13 protein-coding genes are annotated in these 13,753 nt (G+C 33.1%); 5 read left to right on the top strand and 8 right to left on the bottom strand.

Annotated features, from left to right (window positions below; all coding sequences use genetic code 11):
- Position 1 precedes the first annotated feature (1 nt).
- The 8 genes from murI to ACFPTQ_RS00545 form a co-directional block, all read right to left on the bottom strand.
- A complete protein-coding gene (gene murI / locus ACFPTQ_RS00580; protein WP_379772554.1) occupies positions 2-775 on the bottom strand; it encodes a glutamate racemase in 774 nt (257 codons plus the stop codon).
- Between the two features lie 115 nt (positions 776-890).
- Positions 891-1,391, bottom strand: coding sequence for an OmpH family outer membrane protein (locus ACFPTQ_RS00575; protein ID WP_379772551.1), 501 nt, complete (start codon positions 1,389-1,391; stop codon positions 891-893).
- A gap of 21 nt (positions 1,392-1,412) precedes the next feature.
- Positions 1,413-2,639 carry an OmpH family outer membrane protein gene (locus tag ACFPTQ_RS00570; protein ID WP_379772549.1) on the bottom strand — a complete coding sequence of 409 codons (1,227 nt, stop codon included), beginning with the start codon at positions 2,637-2,639 and terminating at the stop codon, positions 1,413-1,415.
- A gap of 35 nt (positions 2,640-2,674) precedes the next feature.
- Positions 2,675-5,416 (bottom strand): BamA/OMP85 family outer membrane protein, encoded by a 2,742-nt coding sequence (locus tag ACFPTQ_RS00565; RefSeq protein WP_379772546.1) that lies wholly within the window; start codon positions 5,414-5,416, stop codon positions 2,675-2,677.
- The gene (locus ACFPTQ_RS00560) at positions 5,349-6,089 is read right to left on the bottom strand and encodes an isoprenyl transferase (protein ID WP_379772543.1); all 741 of its coding nucleotides are present in this window, start codon (positions 6,087-6,089) and stop codon (positions 5,349-5,351) included. Before ACFPTQ_RS00560 ends, ACFPTQ_RS00565 begins: the two co-directional genes overlap by 68 nt.
- A 4-nt stretch (positions 6,090-6,093) precedes the next feature.
- Positions 6,094-6,777, bottom strand: coding sequence for a DUF6089 family protein (locus ACFPTQ_RS00555; RefSeq protein ID WP_379772540.1), 684 nt, complete (start codon positions 6,775-6,777; stop codon positions 6,094-6,096).
- Between the two features lie 166 nt (positions 6,778-6,943).
- The gene (locus ACFPTQ_RS00550) at positions 6,944-7,828 is read right to left on the bottom strand and encodes an NAD kinase (protein WP_379772537.1); all 885 of its coding nucleotides are present in this window, start codon (positions 7,826-7,828) and stop codon (positions 6,944-6,946) included.
- Positions 7,829-7,833: 5 nt separating this feature from the next.
- Positions 7,834-8,490, bottom strand: coding sequence for a CBS domain-containing protein (locus ACFPTQ_RS00545; protein ID WP_379772534.1), 657 nt, complete (start codon positions 8,488-8,490; stop codon positions 7,834-7,836).
- Between the two features lie 115 nt (positions 8,491-8,605).
- On the opposite strand from ACFPTQ_RS00545, the gene ACFPTQ_RS00540 reads away from it, so the two are divergent.
- From ACFPTQ_RS00540 to ACFPTQ_RS00520, 5 genes are all read left to right on the top strand, one after another.
- Positions 8,606-9,319, top strand: coding sequence for a pyridoxine 5'-phosphate synthase (locus ACFPTQ_RS00540; RefSeq protein WP_379772531.1), 714 nt, complete (start codon positions 8,606-8,608; stop codon positions 9,317-9,319).
- A 103-nt stretch (positions 9,320-9,422) separates the two neighbouring features.
- Positions 9,423-10,184: an alpha/beta fold hydrolase gene (locus tag ACFPTQ_RS00535; RefSeq protein ID WP_379772529.1), complete on the top strand. Its 762-nt coding sequence runs from the start codon at positions 9,423-9,425 to the stop codon at positions 10,182-10,184.
- Between the two features lie 123 nt (positions 10,185-10,307).
- Complete coding sequence (locus ACFPTQ_RS00530) at positions 10,308-11,417, top strand: glycoside hydrolase family 43 protein (RefSeq protein ID WP_379772526.1); 1,110 nt, start codon at positions 10,308-10,310, stop codon at positions 11,415-11,417.
- Positions 11,418-11,419: 2 nt separating this feature from the next.
- A complete protein-coding gene (locus ACFPTQ_RS00525) occupies positions 11,420-13,339 on the top strand; it encodes a family 43 glycosylhydrolase (RefSeq protein ID WP_379772523.1) in 1,920 nt (639 codons plus the stop codon).
- Between the two features lie 71 nt (positions 13,340-13,410).
- Positions 13,411-13,752 (top strand): phage holin family protein, encoded by a 342-nt coding sequence (locus ACFPTQ_RS00520; protein WP_379772521.1) that lies wholly within the window; start codon positions 13,411-13,413, stop codon positions 13,750-13,752.
- Position 13,753: the final 1 nt, after the last annotated feature.

The raw sequence follows: 13,753 nt of genomic DNA, 5'->3' as shown, positions 1-13,753 counted from the left end.
TTTAAAAATCTTTTTCTTGTACTATATATTTACCTCCTAAGATTGTTTGTAATACTTTAGGATTGGTGTTGGTGTAAAATATGGGCTCGTGGTCATTGCCAGGATTAAAGCCGATTTCATTTAATACATTTTGTGTTTGTCTTGCCACGGCCAAACCAGAGTCAATTATTTGAATATGATCGGGGATAATTTTTCTTATTTGAGGGATGAGATAAGGATAATGACTACAGCCTAGTACAAGATAATCAATATTAGCTTCAATCATAGGATTTAAATAGGAGCGGAGTAGTTGATCCATTTCGAGCGAATCGATTTGTCCGTTTTCAATGAGTTCAACTAATCCATAGCCTATTTGTTCAATGATTTTGGTTTCATAGAACATTTCGGTTGTTTTGTTAAATAATTCGCTATTAAGGGTTCCCTTAGTGGCTAGAATCCCTATTACTTGTGTTTTCGAATGGATTGCGGCTGGTTTTATAGCTGGTTCAATTCCTATAAAGGGTACGTTGTATTTAGCTCTTAATTCTCTTATGGCATTTGTAGTAGCGGTATTACATGCTACAACTATCAATTTACAGTTTAAATTAAGCAGAAAATCGGTGTTTTTCATGCTTAATCGAATGATTTCTTCTTTAGATTTTTCGCCGTAGGGTGCATTTTTACTGTCGGCTAAATAGATTGTTTTTTCCTTAGGTAAAAGATTGTGAATCTCTTTCCAAATAGAAGTACCTCCTATGCCTGAGTCAAAAACGCCTATGGGTTGCTTGTTGTCCATTAAAACAAATTTAATAGCTAGGAATTAATTTTCCTAAAAAATATAGTATAAAAAAACCGCTCAATTCTGTGTAGAAAGAAGAGCGGTTTGTTTTAAGTTTTATGAGTTGTAACTCTTAGAATCCTAAGTCTTTTTTAACATCAGCAGTAATGTTTGGACCATCAGCTAATAAAAGAGAAGAACCATCTAAAACGTATTGGAAACCTTTTGCTTTACCTACTTTTTGGATAGATGCTCTCACTTTTTCCATTAATGGTTTTACGATGTCAGATTCTTTTTGTTGTAATTCTTTTTGAGCATTATCTCTAAAGTCTACAATTCTTTTTTGCATGTCTTGTACTTCTTTACCACGCTCTGTATTAACTGCTTCAGTAACAGTTGCAGATTCAGCTTCGTATTTTTTTAATTTTGCTTGGTATTCTTCTACCATTTTTTTGTAATCAGCGTCATATGTGGTGCTTAATTTCTCAAGTTGATTTTGAGCATCTAGCATAGCTGGCATTTTTGACATGATCTCACTTACATCTACATGGGCTACCTTTGCTTGTGCATTGATGGTTTGGTTTGCTCCTAAAAATAATACAGCAGCAATTAATAAAGTTTTAACTTGTTTCATTGGTTTTAAAATATTAAGTAATTAATTTATTGTTTTTAATTTCTCTTCTCTAGCTTTTTTGATAGAGTCTCTTTGTTGAATAATTTTTAATCTTCTTTCTTCTAATTCTTTTTTGCGATCTTCAATAATTTTTTTTCTTTCTTCAATAGTTTTAGCTTTTGCTTCTTCTATTTTTTGTTTTGCTAAATCGGCTTCTGTTGTTTTATTGGTATCGGTTGTTTTTGATACCTCCGTTTTAGCGTTGTTAGTACTTTCGGCTTTCTTAGCTGTTTCAGAAACAGTAGTTGTTTTTTTAGCTTCTCTTTCGTTAATAATTTGTTGTCTTCTTTCTTCTAAGGCTTTTTTTCGATCTTCTATTGTTTTGTTTCTTTCTTCAATTGCTTTTGCTTTAGCATCGGCAGCTTTTTGTTTGGCTAATTCGGCTTCAGTTGGAGAGTCAGGTGTTGCAACTTTTTGAGTCTCATTTTTAGCTGATTCAGAAACCGTGCCATTTTTTTTAGCAGCTCTTTCGTCTAGGAGTTTCTGTCTTCTCTCTTCGTACTCTTTTTTCTTTTGTTCTACGGCTGCTTTTCTGTCGGCCATGATTTTTTCTCTCGTAGCCTTTCTCTCGTCTAATATTTTTTGTCTTTCAGCAAGTTCAGGATTATTGTCTATTGCATCTTCTTTACTTTCTTTTTCCTGTTCTGCAGCTAATTCTTTTTTACTTAATTGCTCTCTTTTTTCTGTTCGGTTGATAATTCGCAACACTTGTTCACTTACATCATATCTTTTATCGGCAAAAAGCAAACTTAAATCGGATGATTTATCAAATATGAAATCAAATTTTTTAGCTTCGGCAATGTCTTGAACAGCTGTAAAAACTTGGTCTTGAATAGGTTTTACTAATAAAGCCTTTTGGGTCATTAACAAACCATTTGGGCCAAATCTTTTTTGTTGCAATTCTAATAAATCATTTTCTAAAAAACTAATTTCTGTTTCACGTTCTTCAATTAATGTTTTTGTTAAAAGCGGTTTTTCTGCAGCAAGCGCATCTTTGATTTTTTTGATTTCTATTTTCTTTGCTTCAATTTCTTGTTTCCATTTTTCGGCTTTCTCTTCCAGTAGAGCATTTGATTCTTTATAACTATTTACATTTTCCAAGATATACTCCATATCAATAAAACCCACTCGATTACCTCGGTTTGTTTGTGCACAAATACTATTGAAGGTAATTTGTACAAGTAATAGAAATAAAAAATGTTTTCTCATAACTTAAAGTTTTAGAAAATCAACAATCAATTGTCTTAGAATTGTTGTCCAATTATGAAATGGGTTTCCCAACCATTTGGAGTATTAGATCCTGGTACGCCATCAAATCCATGTCCAAAATCGATTCCTAATAATCCAAATGCTGGCATGAATACTCTTAAACCAAATCCTGCTGAACGCTTAATATCAAAAGGATTATAACTTTTGAAATTTGAAAAAGAATTTCCTGCTTCTAAAAATGCTAAGGCATAAATAGAGGCCGCAGCTTTCAATGTTATAGGATAACGTAATTCCATAGAGAATTTATTGTATACCGTTGCTCCAGCTTGTGTCCCATTTTCAACAGGTGTTAAGGAGTTGTTTGGGTATCCTCTTAATTGTACGGTTTCTCTACCATCCATAGAATAGTTTGCCATACCGTCTCCTCCAACAAAAAATCTTTCAAAAGGTACCAATCCTCGGTCTTGGTTATAAGCACCTAAGAATCCAAATTCAGTAAGTGTTCTTAATACAAATTTACCATAAACTTTTGTATACCAGTCTGCTTTGAATTTAATTTTGTAATATTCTAACCAATCGTATTTTTTCTGGTCTACTTTAGATTGATCAGCAGAAGCATCCGATACTGAATTTGCTTTTATATAAGTCCCAGATTCCGTTCTTTTTAAGTAATCAACTCCCGAAATTGGAACTCCATTGCTTTCATCAACTGTTATTCCTGAATTTGAATCGTATTTTAATTTGTATGCATCTTGATTCTTTAAATCACCATAATCAATTCCATTTAATAAAGAGTAAGGAGGTGTGAATTTCGCTGATATACTAAATTCAGAACCATATGTTGGGAAAATAGGATTTACCCCTTTATTGCTTCTTGATAGTCCTACTGTGTAGGCTATGTTTTTTGAAGATCCATCTCCGAAAGTGAATAATCCAACATTGTAATTATTCAAATCATAGCTTTGGTAACTGATTGATTGAGATAATACAAAGAAATCATCAGGTACAGTTAATCTTTTGGCTAAACCTACCGATACTGTGAAAATATTAAAACTTCGGCTCTTGTCTACCGTGAATGTTGTAAAGTTATTTGCAAATTGTTTACTATAGGAGATAGAAGAGTTAAATTGTACTGGTTTCTTTTGTCCAAACCAAGGTTCCGAGAACGATAAACTATAGGTTTGGAAATAGGTACTTCCTTGTAAACGCAAGGCTACTTTTTGACCGTCTCCCATAGGAAGTGGTTTGTAAGCAGATTTGTTTCCAATGTTTCTTGCCGAGAAGTTATTAAATGAAAGTCCTAAGGTTCCAATGAAACCTCCTCCTCCGTAACCTCCCTGAAGTTCGATCTGGCTAGATCCTTTTTCTACCAGATTGTATTCAATATCAACAGTTCCAGCTGCTCCATCTACATTTTTGAATTTAGGATCAATCGCTTCTGGGTCAAAATAGCCTAATTGACCAATTTCTCGTACGGTTCTAATAAGTTCTTCCTTATTGTATTTTTCACCTGGTTTTGTTCGTAGTTCACGATAGATAACACGGTCGTTCGTTTTGTCATTTCCTACTACAGTAATGTGATTGAAATATGCAATAGGACCTTCTGTAATTCTAATTTCAAAATCGATGGTGTCATTAGCCGTTTTTACCTCTACCGCATTGATATTTGAGAAAAGGTATCCATTGTTTTGGTATAAATTGGTAATATCCTCACCGTCTGGTTTCGACTTATCTGCAATTCTCTTTTCAAGTAATACTCCGTTGTAGGTTTCTCCTTTTTTGATCCCAACATATCGATTTAAAAATTGATCAGGATATACCGAGTTACCTAAGAATTTAATTGTACCAAAATAATACTTGTTTCCTTCTTCAACATTGATTTTTATTGCAAGGGCATTTTTTTCTTTATTGTATGCAACAGTGTCCGAAACAATACGGGCATCTCTATAACCTTTTTCTTTGTAGGCTTCAATTACTTTTTCTAAATCTTCTTTGTATTTGTCTTTAATGAATTTGGAAGCTTTTAAAACACGTATAGGATTTCTTTGTTTGGTGTTTTTCATCGCTTTACGTAATTTTTTATCAGTAATCTTACTGTTATTTACAAAATCGATGCTGCTAATTTTTATTTTATCACCTTTGTCTACACTGACCACCATGTTAACTTGGTTAGTGGCCGAAGTGTCTTTTACGATATTAATATTGGTTTTTGTATTGAAAAAACCGTCTTTTTTATACTTGTTTTCAATGTAGTTCTTTGTCGTAGTTATAAGGTTTTCGTTGACTACTTTTCCTTTTGTAAGACCATTGTCTTTGATAAAAGTTTCAACTTTTCCTTTTTTTACTCCTACAAATTTTACATCATTTAGTTTAGGAAGTTCTTTAATGTCTAAGTCAAGATAGATACTGTCATTGTCTATTCGGTTTACATAAAAAGCAATTTCATCAAAAAGCCCTAGTTTACCCAGTTTTTTGATCGCTGCACTAATTTCCTCCCCCGGTACAGTGATTTCTTGACCTTTTTGTAAGCCAGCAAATGTTACAACTGTTTGGTCGTTAAAACTAAGTTTGTTAGTTAATTCAACCTTAGCTAATATATATCTTTTTCCCTGATCAAATGGTACTCTGTCTTGTGCCTTAATTTGTGAGAAACTACCCAGTAATACAAGGGTAAGTAATGCTTTTATACTTTTATTCAACACTAAAAAATTATTTAATTTGTTCACTTGTTTTTCCAAATCTACGTTCTCTTTTTTGATAACTAATAAGCGCCTCATAAAGGTGCTCTTCTCTGAAATCAGGCCACATAACTTCAGAAAAAAACAATTCAGCATAAGCAATTTGCCAGAGGAGGAAATTACTTATCCTGTGTTCTCCACTTGTTCTGATTAATAAATCTACATCAGGTAAATTTTGCGTGTAAAGATGCTGATTTATAATTGAATCGTCAATAGAGTCTATTGAAATTATATTATTTTTAACTTTATCAGAAATCCTTTTTACGGCATTTACTATTTCTTCTCTAGAACCATAACTTAGGGCAAGTGTTAAGGTCATTCGAGTGTTGTTTTTAGTTTTTTCCATTACCTCTAGGAGTTCTTTTTGAGCTGTTTTAGGCATCATTTCGATATTTCCTATGGCATTGAGTTTGATGTTGTTGTTTTGCAACGTAATTAATTCTTTTTGTAGCGATTTAATTAGAAGCTTCATCAAGGTTTCTACCTCAAGTTTAGGGCGGTTCCAGTTTTCAGTGGAAAAAGCATATAAGGTTAGATTTTCAATTCCTAATTTTGCACAATTTTCGATAGTAATACGTACCGATTTGGTACCACTTTCATGACCGATGGTTCTTAATAATCCTTGTTTTTTTGCCCAACGGCCATTGCCATCCATAATAATAGCAAGGTGTTTGGGTAGATTTTCTTTATTTATGGTATCTAATACACTCATTTTTTTATTCTGCACAATAGCAAGGTTTTTCTCCAAAGGTATAAGTTAATGTTATCCCTGAGAAGACATACCAATCATTATTATTTAAATTTCCAAAACGCAAAACACTCAAATTGTTGTCGTTAGGATTGCTTCCGTCCAGATTATCTGTAAAGGTATAGCGTGCTCCTACTTCTGCTCCCAGTACCAAGCTTCTTGAAATATTTGTTTTTATTCCCAGAATCATCGGTATTGCGATGGCGTTTTTCCCTCTTTTTTTTATTGTTTCTCCTAATTCGATATATAAATCGTCATACGCGAAAAAATTTATTCCCGAAGCCACATACGGTGTAAATTTGTGGGCTAATGTATGAAGATTAAAATCAAAAAAATTGAATTCAAGGCCTAAAGATAGTTCTTTTATGCTATTTTCAAAATGATATCCTCTCAGTCTTCTGCTTGGTTCCTCCGAATTAAAGTCGTCAGCACTTATTGTAGATTGAGTATAGGAAATTCTCCAAGCATGTCTAGGACTTCGATTCCATTTGTATACTATTCCAAAAGCAGGCTCATTTGGAGCAATATAGGTTGTGTTTCCTACGTCGCCAATATAGTTGCTTCCTCCTAAAAAAACACCTATTTCATGAATCTGAGCTTGTGAATAGATACTAAGAAATAAACAAACTAGTATGCTTAAATTTTTTTTCATTTTCATCGAAAATTGCTTGCAAATATAATAATTATCAATACCAAACCATACGCATTAAAATAAATGTACTTTTTTTAAGAAAATAGTCGATTTATTCTAATGAGAATCTTTCCATTAAAAACGGAAAACTTCTGATGTATTGTGTGGTGTTGGGAATAATAAAAGATTAATTTCTTTTGTCTTCTCCCCAAAGCAATTTACTTCGTAATGTTTTTAAGAAAGTTTCATTTGGAATTTCTACCATATTGATTTGGAACGGTGTCTTTTTTACGGTTAATATGGTTTCGTTTTTAACGGAAGTGATTCGGGAATCTAATGAAACTAAATAGTTTTCTTCACGACCAGATACTTTCAAAGTAATTTCTGTTTCGTCTGGTATTACTAATGGGCGAGCATTAAGATTGTGTGGAGCGATAGGCGTAATTACTAAGCTTTTTACATCAGGAGTTAAAATAGGACCGCCACAACTTAATGAGTACCCCGTTGAACCAGTAGGGGTAGAGATAATTAAACCATCGGCCCAATACGAATTTAAAATTTCACCATTTAAGTAGGTTTCTATCGTAATCATAGAAGTGGTGTCTTTTCGGCTCACTGAAACTTCGTTCATCGCAAAATTGATGTCTTTTAAGGCCTCGTTTTCTGGTGAAGAAGTCAAGCTTAAAAGCGTTCTTTTAGACAGACTGTATTTTTTGTCAATTACCAGTTGCAGAAATTCGTCAATATTTTCCTTTTGAACTGTTGCTAAAAAACCTAATCTACCTGCATTGATTCCTAAAATTGGGATTCCAGAATCTCGAACCAGTGTAGCAGCTCTTAAAATGGTTCCGTCGCCCCCAATGCTTAGTAGCATCGAAAAACTAGCGTCTAGTTCGGTATGTGAAGAAAAGGTTTTGTATTCCTTTTCGATAATTTTTTTTTCTTGAATTAAAGCTAAAAAATTAGATTCGATTACAATTTCGATATTTCTTTTATTAAAAAATACGAAGATGTCTTTTATGATAGGTTCTGTACTATTTTGATAATATTGACCGTAAATGGCTATTTTCATTGAAATTACATGTTTAGGTATTTGTCCAAATAGTCGGAACGTTCTTTTAGGTTAGCGATATAAGAATCTTCGTGGTGTTCTGATATGATTTCGTAATTGTATCTTCTGAAAGTTTGTATAATTTCATTAATAGCACCAGAACTTATTTTGATAGTAACTTCTACGCTACTAATATCCGATTCAGAGATGAATACTCCTAATAGCTTACCATTATTACTTTCCACAATTTGAGCGATTTGGCTCATAGAATAATCCAGAATTCCTTTTCTTACTTTCACAACGGCTCCTTGTTCTTTGATAAAAGGGGTTTGGTTAAGGAAAATAATAATGTCTTCTAGTTCATAATAACCTACGTATTTATTGTTTTCGTCTAATATCGGAATTAAATTAGAATGGTTTTTGGCAAAAACCTCTAAAACTTCAAGCCAAAGCGCATTTGTTCGGATAAAAAAAGTTTCTAAACTGTATTTGTAGTCGGCTACTTTTTTCTGTTCTTCAAAAGTTTCAACATCTTCTGCAGAAATACTTCCAATATAAATGCCGTCTTCGGTTACTGGGAAATGAGAAAAATTGAAATCTCCTAAAAAATCTCTCACCACCGCAATAGATTCTTGGCTATCAATAGGTTTAAAATCAGCTGTTATGTAGTTTGTAATTTCCATTTTGTGTGAGTACTCAATTTTTATGCAAAATAATCAAAAAAAGGCAAAAACCCCTAGCTTTTACTTTGTATTTTTGCTACCAAAATATTGTTTTTCGTAATCAAAAATTGTTCCAATGACAAAGTTAAGTGTAAACATCAATAAAATAGCTACTTTACGTAATGCTCGTGGCGGTAATGTGCCTGATTTATTAAAAGTAGCGACCGATATTCAAAAATTTGGAGGAGAAGGAATCACCATTCATCCTCGTCCTGATGAGCGACACATTCGTTACCAGGATGCCCGCGATTTGAAATCGATTGTTTATACCGAATATAATATCGAAGGAAATCCGCAACATAATTTTGTGGATTTGGTTTTAGAATGCAAACCAGACCAAGTGACTCTAGTTCCAGACGCTATTGGAGCGATTACTTCTTCAGCAGGTTGGGATACGATTCAGTATCAGGATTATTTATCTGAAATGATTCAGGAATTTCAACGCAACGGAATCCGTACTTCTATTTTTGTGGATCCGGTTTTAGAAATGATTGAAGGAGCTAAGAAAACAGGAACGGACAGAATTGAATTGTACACAGAGTCTTTTGCACATCAATACAGCGTAGGAAATGAAAAGGGTATTACGCCTTATGTAGAAGCAGCTGTTTTGGCAAACGAATTAGGTTTGGGAATCAATGCCGGACACGATTTAAGTTTGGATAATATTCAGTTTTTTAAACAAAATATTCCTGGATTATTAGAGGTCTCTATTGGTCATGCTTTGATTTCAGAAGCCTTGTATTTAGGATTGGAAAACGTTGTTAATATGTATTTGCGAAAATTAAAATAATATAATTGGTTGGAAGATTTGATTGCCTAGTTATTTTCTGCAATCTAAAATCTGCAATCTAAAATCTGCAATCTAAAATCTGCAATCTAAAATCTAAAATCTAATGCTTTATTCAAAAATAGAAGGAGAGGGAAAACCATTTTTAATTATACATGGATTTCTTGGAATGTCCGACAATTGGAAAACCTTAGGACAGCAATTTGCCGAAGATGGTTTTCAGGTTCACATGCTAGATATGCGCAATCATGGTCGTAGTTTTCAATCGGATGAATTTAGTTATGAGTTAATGGTTCAGGATGTTTATGGCTATTGTCAGGAACATTCATTGAAAATCATTCATATTCTAGGTCATTCTATGGGAGGAAAAATCGCTATGCTGTTCGCAACGCGTTATCCAGAAATGGTCGATAAATTAATAGTTGCCGATATTGGACCGAAATATTATGCGCCACATCATCAAACGATTTTAGCGGCTTTGAATGCGGTTGATTTTTCAATTAAGCCAAGTCGTGCAGAAGTTGAAACGACAATTGGTGAGTATATTCACGATTTTGGCACCAAACAATTTTTGCTAAAGAACTTATATTGGGTGGAACCTGGACAATTGGCTTTCCGATTCAATTTGGCAGTTTTCAATGAAAAAATAGAAGAGATTGGAGTTCCATTGCCTGAGGAGTTAGTGTTTGAAAAACCAACTCTTTTCATACGTGGAGGAAATTCAAATTATATTTTAGATTCCGATATCGAAAATATTGCGATGCATTTTCCAATGATGAAGTTAGAAACGATTCCTAATGCTGGACACTGGCTCCATGCCGAAAATCCGTCTTTGTTTTATCAAATGGTTATTTCTTTTTTGAATTAAAAGTCGATTAAAATAGAAACAGTAACATTGGGTTGCTGTTTTTTTGTTTGAATTTTGATAAATGTATAAAAAACACTTATGTTTGTTGTTTGCATTAAAAACATACAAACCAACTAAAATAATATGAAACCACATCTTTTTTCATTTCAAAAAAATAAATTAAACAAGCAACTTGTTTTATTGTTACTCTCTGTATTGCTATTTTCTGCCTGCAAAACGACTAAAGACTCCACACAGAAATCGTTAAAAGAAAAGTTGAGTGCTTATTTAATGGTATATTTTAAAGATGATACCCACAGTTTGTATTTTGCATTAAGTAATGATAGTTATACGTTTACCGATGTGAATAATGGAAAACCAGTTATTGCAGGTGATACTATTGCAGAGCAAAAAGGAATTCGTGATCCTTATATCATGCGTGGCAATGATGGTTATTTTTATATGGCAATGACTGATTTGCATATTTATGGAAAACAAAAAGGTTATCGAGATACCGAATGGGAACGTCCTGGAGATAAATATGACTGGGGAAATAACCGCGATTTGGTTTTGATGAAATCAAAAGATTTGATTCATTGGACACATTCAATTTTAGATATTGACAAGATGTATCCGGAGTGGAACGTAGGTTGTGTTTGGGCTCCTGAATTGATTTTTGACGAAGCCAAAGACAAAATCATGATTTATTTTACGATGCGAAAAGGCAAAGGGAAGACCAAGTTGTATTATGCTTATATGAATAAAGATTTTACCGCTTTAGAATCTACTCCTGAAATTTTATTTGAATATCCAGATAGCAGTAAACAAATTTTAGATGCTGATATTACTAAATTGCCTGACGGAAGATTTTGTATGATGTATGTGGCACAGGAAAATCCGGGTGGAATTAAAATTGCTTTTTCAGACAAGGTCAATTCAGGTTATGGGTACCAACCAGAACAAATTGATTTTGAGAAAAAATCATGTGAAGCGCCTAATGTTTTCAAACGTTTAAGTGATAATAAATGGGTGTTGATGTACGATATTTTTAGTGTCAATCCGCATAATTTCGGATTTGCAGAAACTGTTGATTTTAAAACGTTTACTAATCTTGGACATTTTGACGAAGGGGTAATGAAACGTACTAATTTTTCGGTTCAAAAGCATGGTTCGGTTATTCATTTAACTAAAAAGGAAGCGGAACGTTTGGCTAAACATTGGGGAATGAATTTTACTCCAAAAAACACCAAATAGTCATGAAGTTATTCTTAAAGATAGTATTGTGTAGTTTGTTATTTGTTATAAACATAAGTGCGCAAAAGAAAGATTATAAGGGATATCTTTTTGCTTATTTCGAGGGTAAAGGACCTGCTGAAAAACAAGAACAGCTTCGTTTTGCCGTGAGTGATGATGCAGTTAATTGGAAAGCTTTGAATAATAATGAACCGATAATCGCTTCTAAAGATATTTCAAATACAGGAGGAATTCGTGACCCTCATATTTTAAGAGGTGCCGATGGCAATAGTTTTTACATTGTTGCCACAGATATGTATACCGTAAAAAATGGATGGGATTACAATCCGGGAATTGTTTTGATGCATTCTAAAAATCTTTTAGATTGGAAATCATCCGTAATTGATTTAGAGAAATTGTATCCAAAGAAATTTAAAGATATTAAATGGGTATGGGCACCACAAACTTTTTATGATACAAAGGCTAAAAAGTATTTGGTGTATTTCACGGTTCGTTTTAGATACAATGAAAAATTAGATTTTTATTGCGCATATGCTAATAAAGATTTTACGGCCTTTGAAGCCGAACCAAAATTACTATTCAGTCCTAAAGATGGCGCCATTGATGGAGACATCATATACAAAGACGGTGTTTATCATATGTTTTACAAAGGAAATACCAAGGATGAAAACGGTAAAGAAATTAAAAACGGAATTAAACAGGCAACGAGCAAAAAATTGTTAGGACCTTGGAAGGAAAGTTTTGAGTATTTGGATTATTATGCAGATAAAAAAACTGGTGTTGAAGGTTCTTCTGTATTTAAATTGAATGATAGCGATGATTATATTTTAATGTATGATTTGTATTCGAGTGGACGTTATGAATTTCAACGATCTAAAGATTTATATCAATTTACAGATAAAACGGAATCGTTTACCAAAGATTTCTTTCCAAGACATGGTAGTGTTGTGAGTATTACAAAAGAAGAAGCACAACTATTAAATGAAAAATGGGGTGGAGTACCTCAAAGCTTATTAACTGCTAAAGACGGAACTTATCGGTTTAAATCGGAAGGGAATCCAATAATCAAGCATAAATTCACGGCTGATCCTGCTGCTTTTGTGGAAAAAGATACGCTTTGGTTATTTACAGGACATGATTTTGAAGGCGGTCAAAAAGGATATAAGTTGAAAGATTGGTTGGTATTTTCAACCACCGATTTAAAAAATTGGACAGAGTATCCAATTCCTTTAAAAATTGAAGATTTTAAGTGGGATAAAACAAATGATGCATACGCTGGTCAAGCCATAAAGAGAAACGGTAAGTACTATTGGTATATCAGTACTAATGGTTCAGGAATAGGGGTTGCCGTTGCCGACAAGCCGCAAGGACCTTATAAAGATGCCATTGGAAAACCACTTCTAACCAATGCTGATTGTTTTGCTTCTACACATTCATGGACTTGTATTGATCCTGCTGTTTTTATTGATGATGATGGACAAGCTTGGTTGTTTTGGGGTAATGGAGTGTGTTATTATGTGAAGTTGAAAGCGAATATGATTGAAATTGATGGGCCAATTAAGAAAATCGATTTTGAAGGATTACAATTTACTGAGGCACCATGGATTCATAAGCATAATGGTTATTATTATTTGAGTTATGCTACTGGGTTTCCCGAAAAAATAGCCTACGCAATGTCTAAAAATATTGAGGGACCCTATGAGTTTAAAGGGATTTTGAATGAAATTGCAGGAAATTCAAATACGAATCATCAAGCAATACTAGATTTTAAAGGACAATCGTATTTTATTTATCACAATGGCGCAATTCAAACTAATGGCGGTAGTTACAGTCGTTCGGTTTGTATTGATAATTTACAATATAATAATGATGGATCCATCAAACGCGTTAGTATGACTACCGAGGGAGTTTCTCAACGTTAGATAAAATTTCTTATTCAAACAAATTGACATTGTTAAAATAGTAGTATTTTTGAATTTTAAATATTAAGTAAATGAAAACACTCGTTCGAATCCTAACTACATCTATATTAGTTTTGCTTATCTCTCATTTTATGCATGGGGTACATGTAGACAGTTTTACAACTTCACTTTTGGTTGCTATCGTTTTAGGTTTGCTTAATATTTTTATAAAGCCTATTTTGGTTCTATTTACTTTACCAATTACTTTTTTTACACTTGGACTATTTTTATTAATCATCAATGGGTTGATTATTATTATATGCGATAAAATTGTAGGCGGTTTTGATGTAGATAATTTCTTTACAGCTTTGTTGTTTAGTATTATTTTATCTGTTTCTCAATCCTTAGTGAATTTGTTTTTAGGTAAAAAGTAAG

The sequence above is a fragment of the Flavobacterium sp. GCM10022190 genome, assembly GCF_042656445.1.
In the GTDB taxonomy this organism is placed as follows: Bacteria; Bacteroidota; Bacteroidia; order Flavobacteriales; family Flavobacteriaceae; genus Flavobacterium; species Flavobacterium nitratireducens.
This window is presented reverse-complemented; position numbering and strand designations above follow the sequence as displayed.

Coding starts and splice junctions, on each gene's coding strand:
- ACFPTQ_RS00520 (WP_379772521.1), top strand. CDS start 13,411: ATGAAAACACTCGTTCGAATCCTAACTACATCTATATTAGTTTTGCTT.
- ACFPTQ_RS00535 (WP_379772529.1), top strand. CDS start 9,423: ATGCTTTATTCAAAAATAGAAGGAGAGGGAAAACCATTTTTAATTATA.
- ACFPTQ_RS00555 (WP_379772540.1), bottom strand. CDS start 6,777: ATGAAAAAAAATTTAAGCATACTAGTTTGTTTATTTCTTAGTATCTAT.
- ACFPTQ_RS00565 (WP_379772546.1), bottom strand. CDS start 5,416: ATGAGGCGCTTATTAGTTATCAAAAAAGAGAACGTAGATTTGGAAAAA.
- ACFPTQ_RS00550 (WP_379772537.1), bottom strand. CDS start 7,828: ATGAAAATAGCCATTTACGGTCAATATTATCAAAATAGTACAGAACCT.
- ACFPTQ_RS00530 (WP_379772526.1), top strand. CDS start 10,308: ATGAAACCACATCTTTTTTCATTTCAAAAAAATAAATTAAACAAGCAA.
- ACFPTQ_RS00570 (WP_379772549.1), bottom strand. CDS start 2,639: ATGAGAAAACATTTTTTATTTCTATTACTTGTACAAATTACCTTCAAT.
- ACFPTQ_RS00525 (WP_379772523.1), top strand. CDS start 11,420: ATGAAGTTATTCTTAAAGATAGTATTGTGTAGTTTGTTATTTGTTATA.
- murI (WP_379772554.1), bottom strand. CDS start 775: ATGGACAACAAGCAACCCATAGGCGTTTTTGACTCAGGCATAGGAGGT.
- ACFPTQ_RS00540 (WP_379772531.1), top strand. CDS start 8,606: ATGACAAAGTTAAGTGTAAACATCAATAAAATAGCTACTTTACGTAAT.
- ACFPTQ_RS00545 (WP_379772534.1), bottom strand. CDS start 8,490: ATGGAAATTACAAACTACATAACAGCTGATTTTAAACCTATTGATAGC.
- ACFPTQ_RS00560 (WP_379772543.1), bottom strand. CDS start 6,089: ATGAGTGTATTAGATACCATAAATAAAGAAAATCTACCCAAACACCTT.
- ACFPTQ_RS00575 (WP_379772551.1), bottom strand. CDS start 1,391: ATGAAACAAGTTAAAACTTTATTAATTGCTGCTGTATTATTTTTAGGA.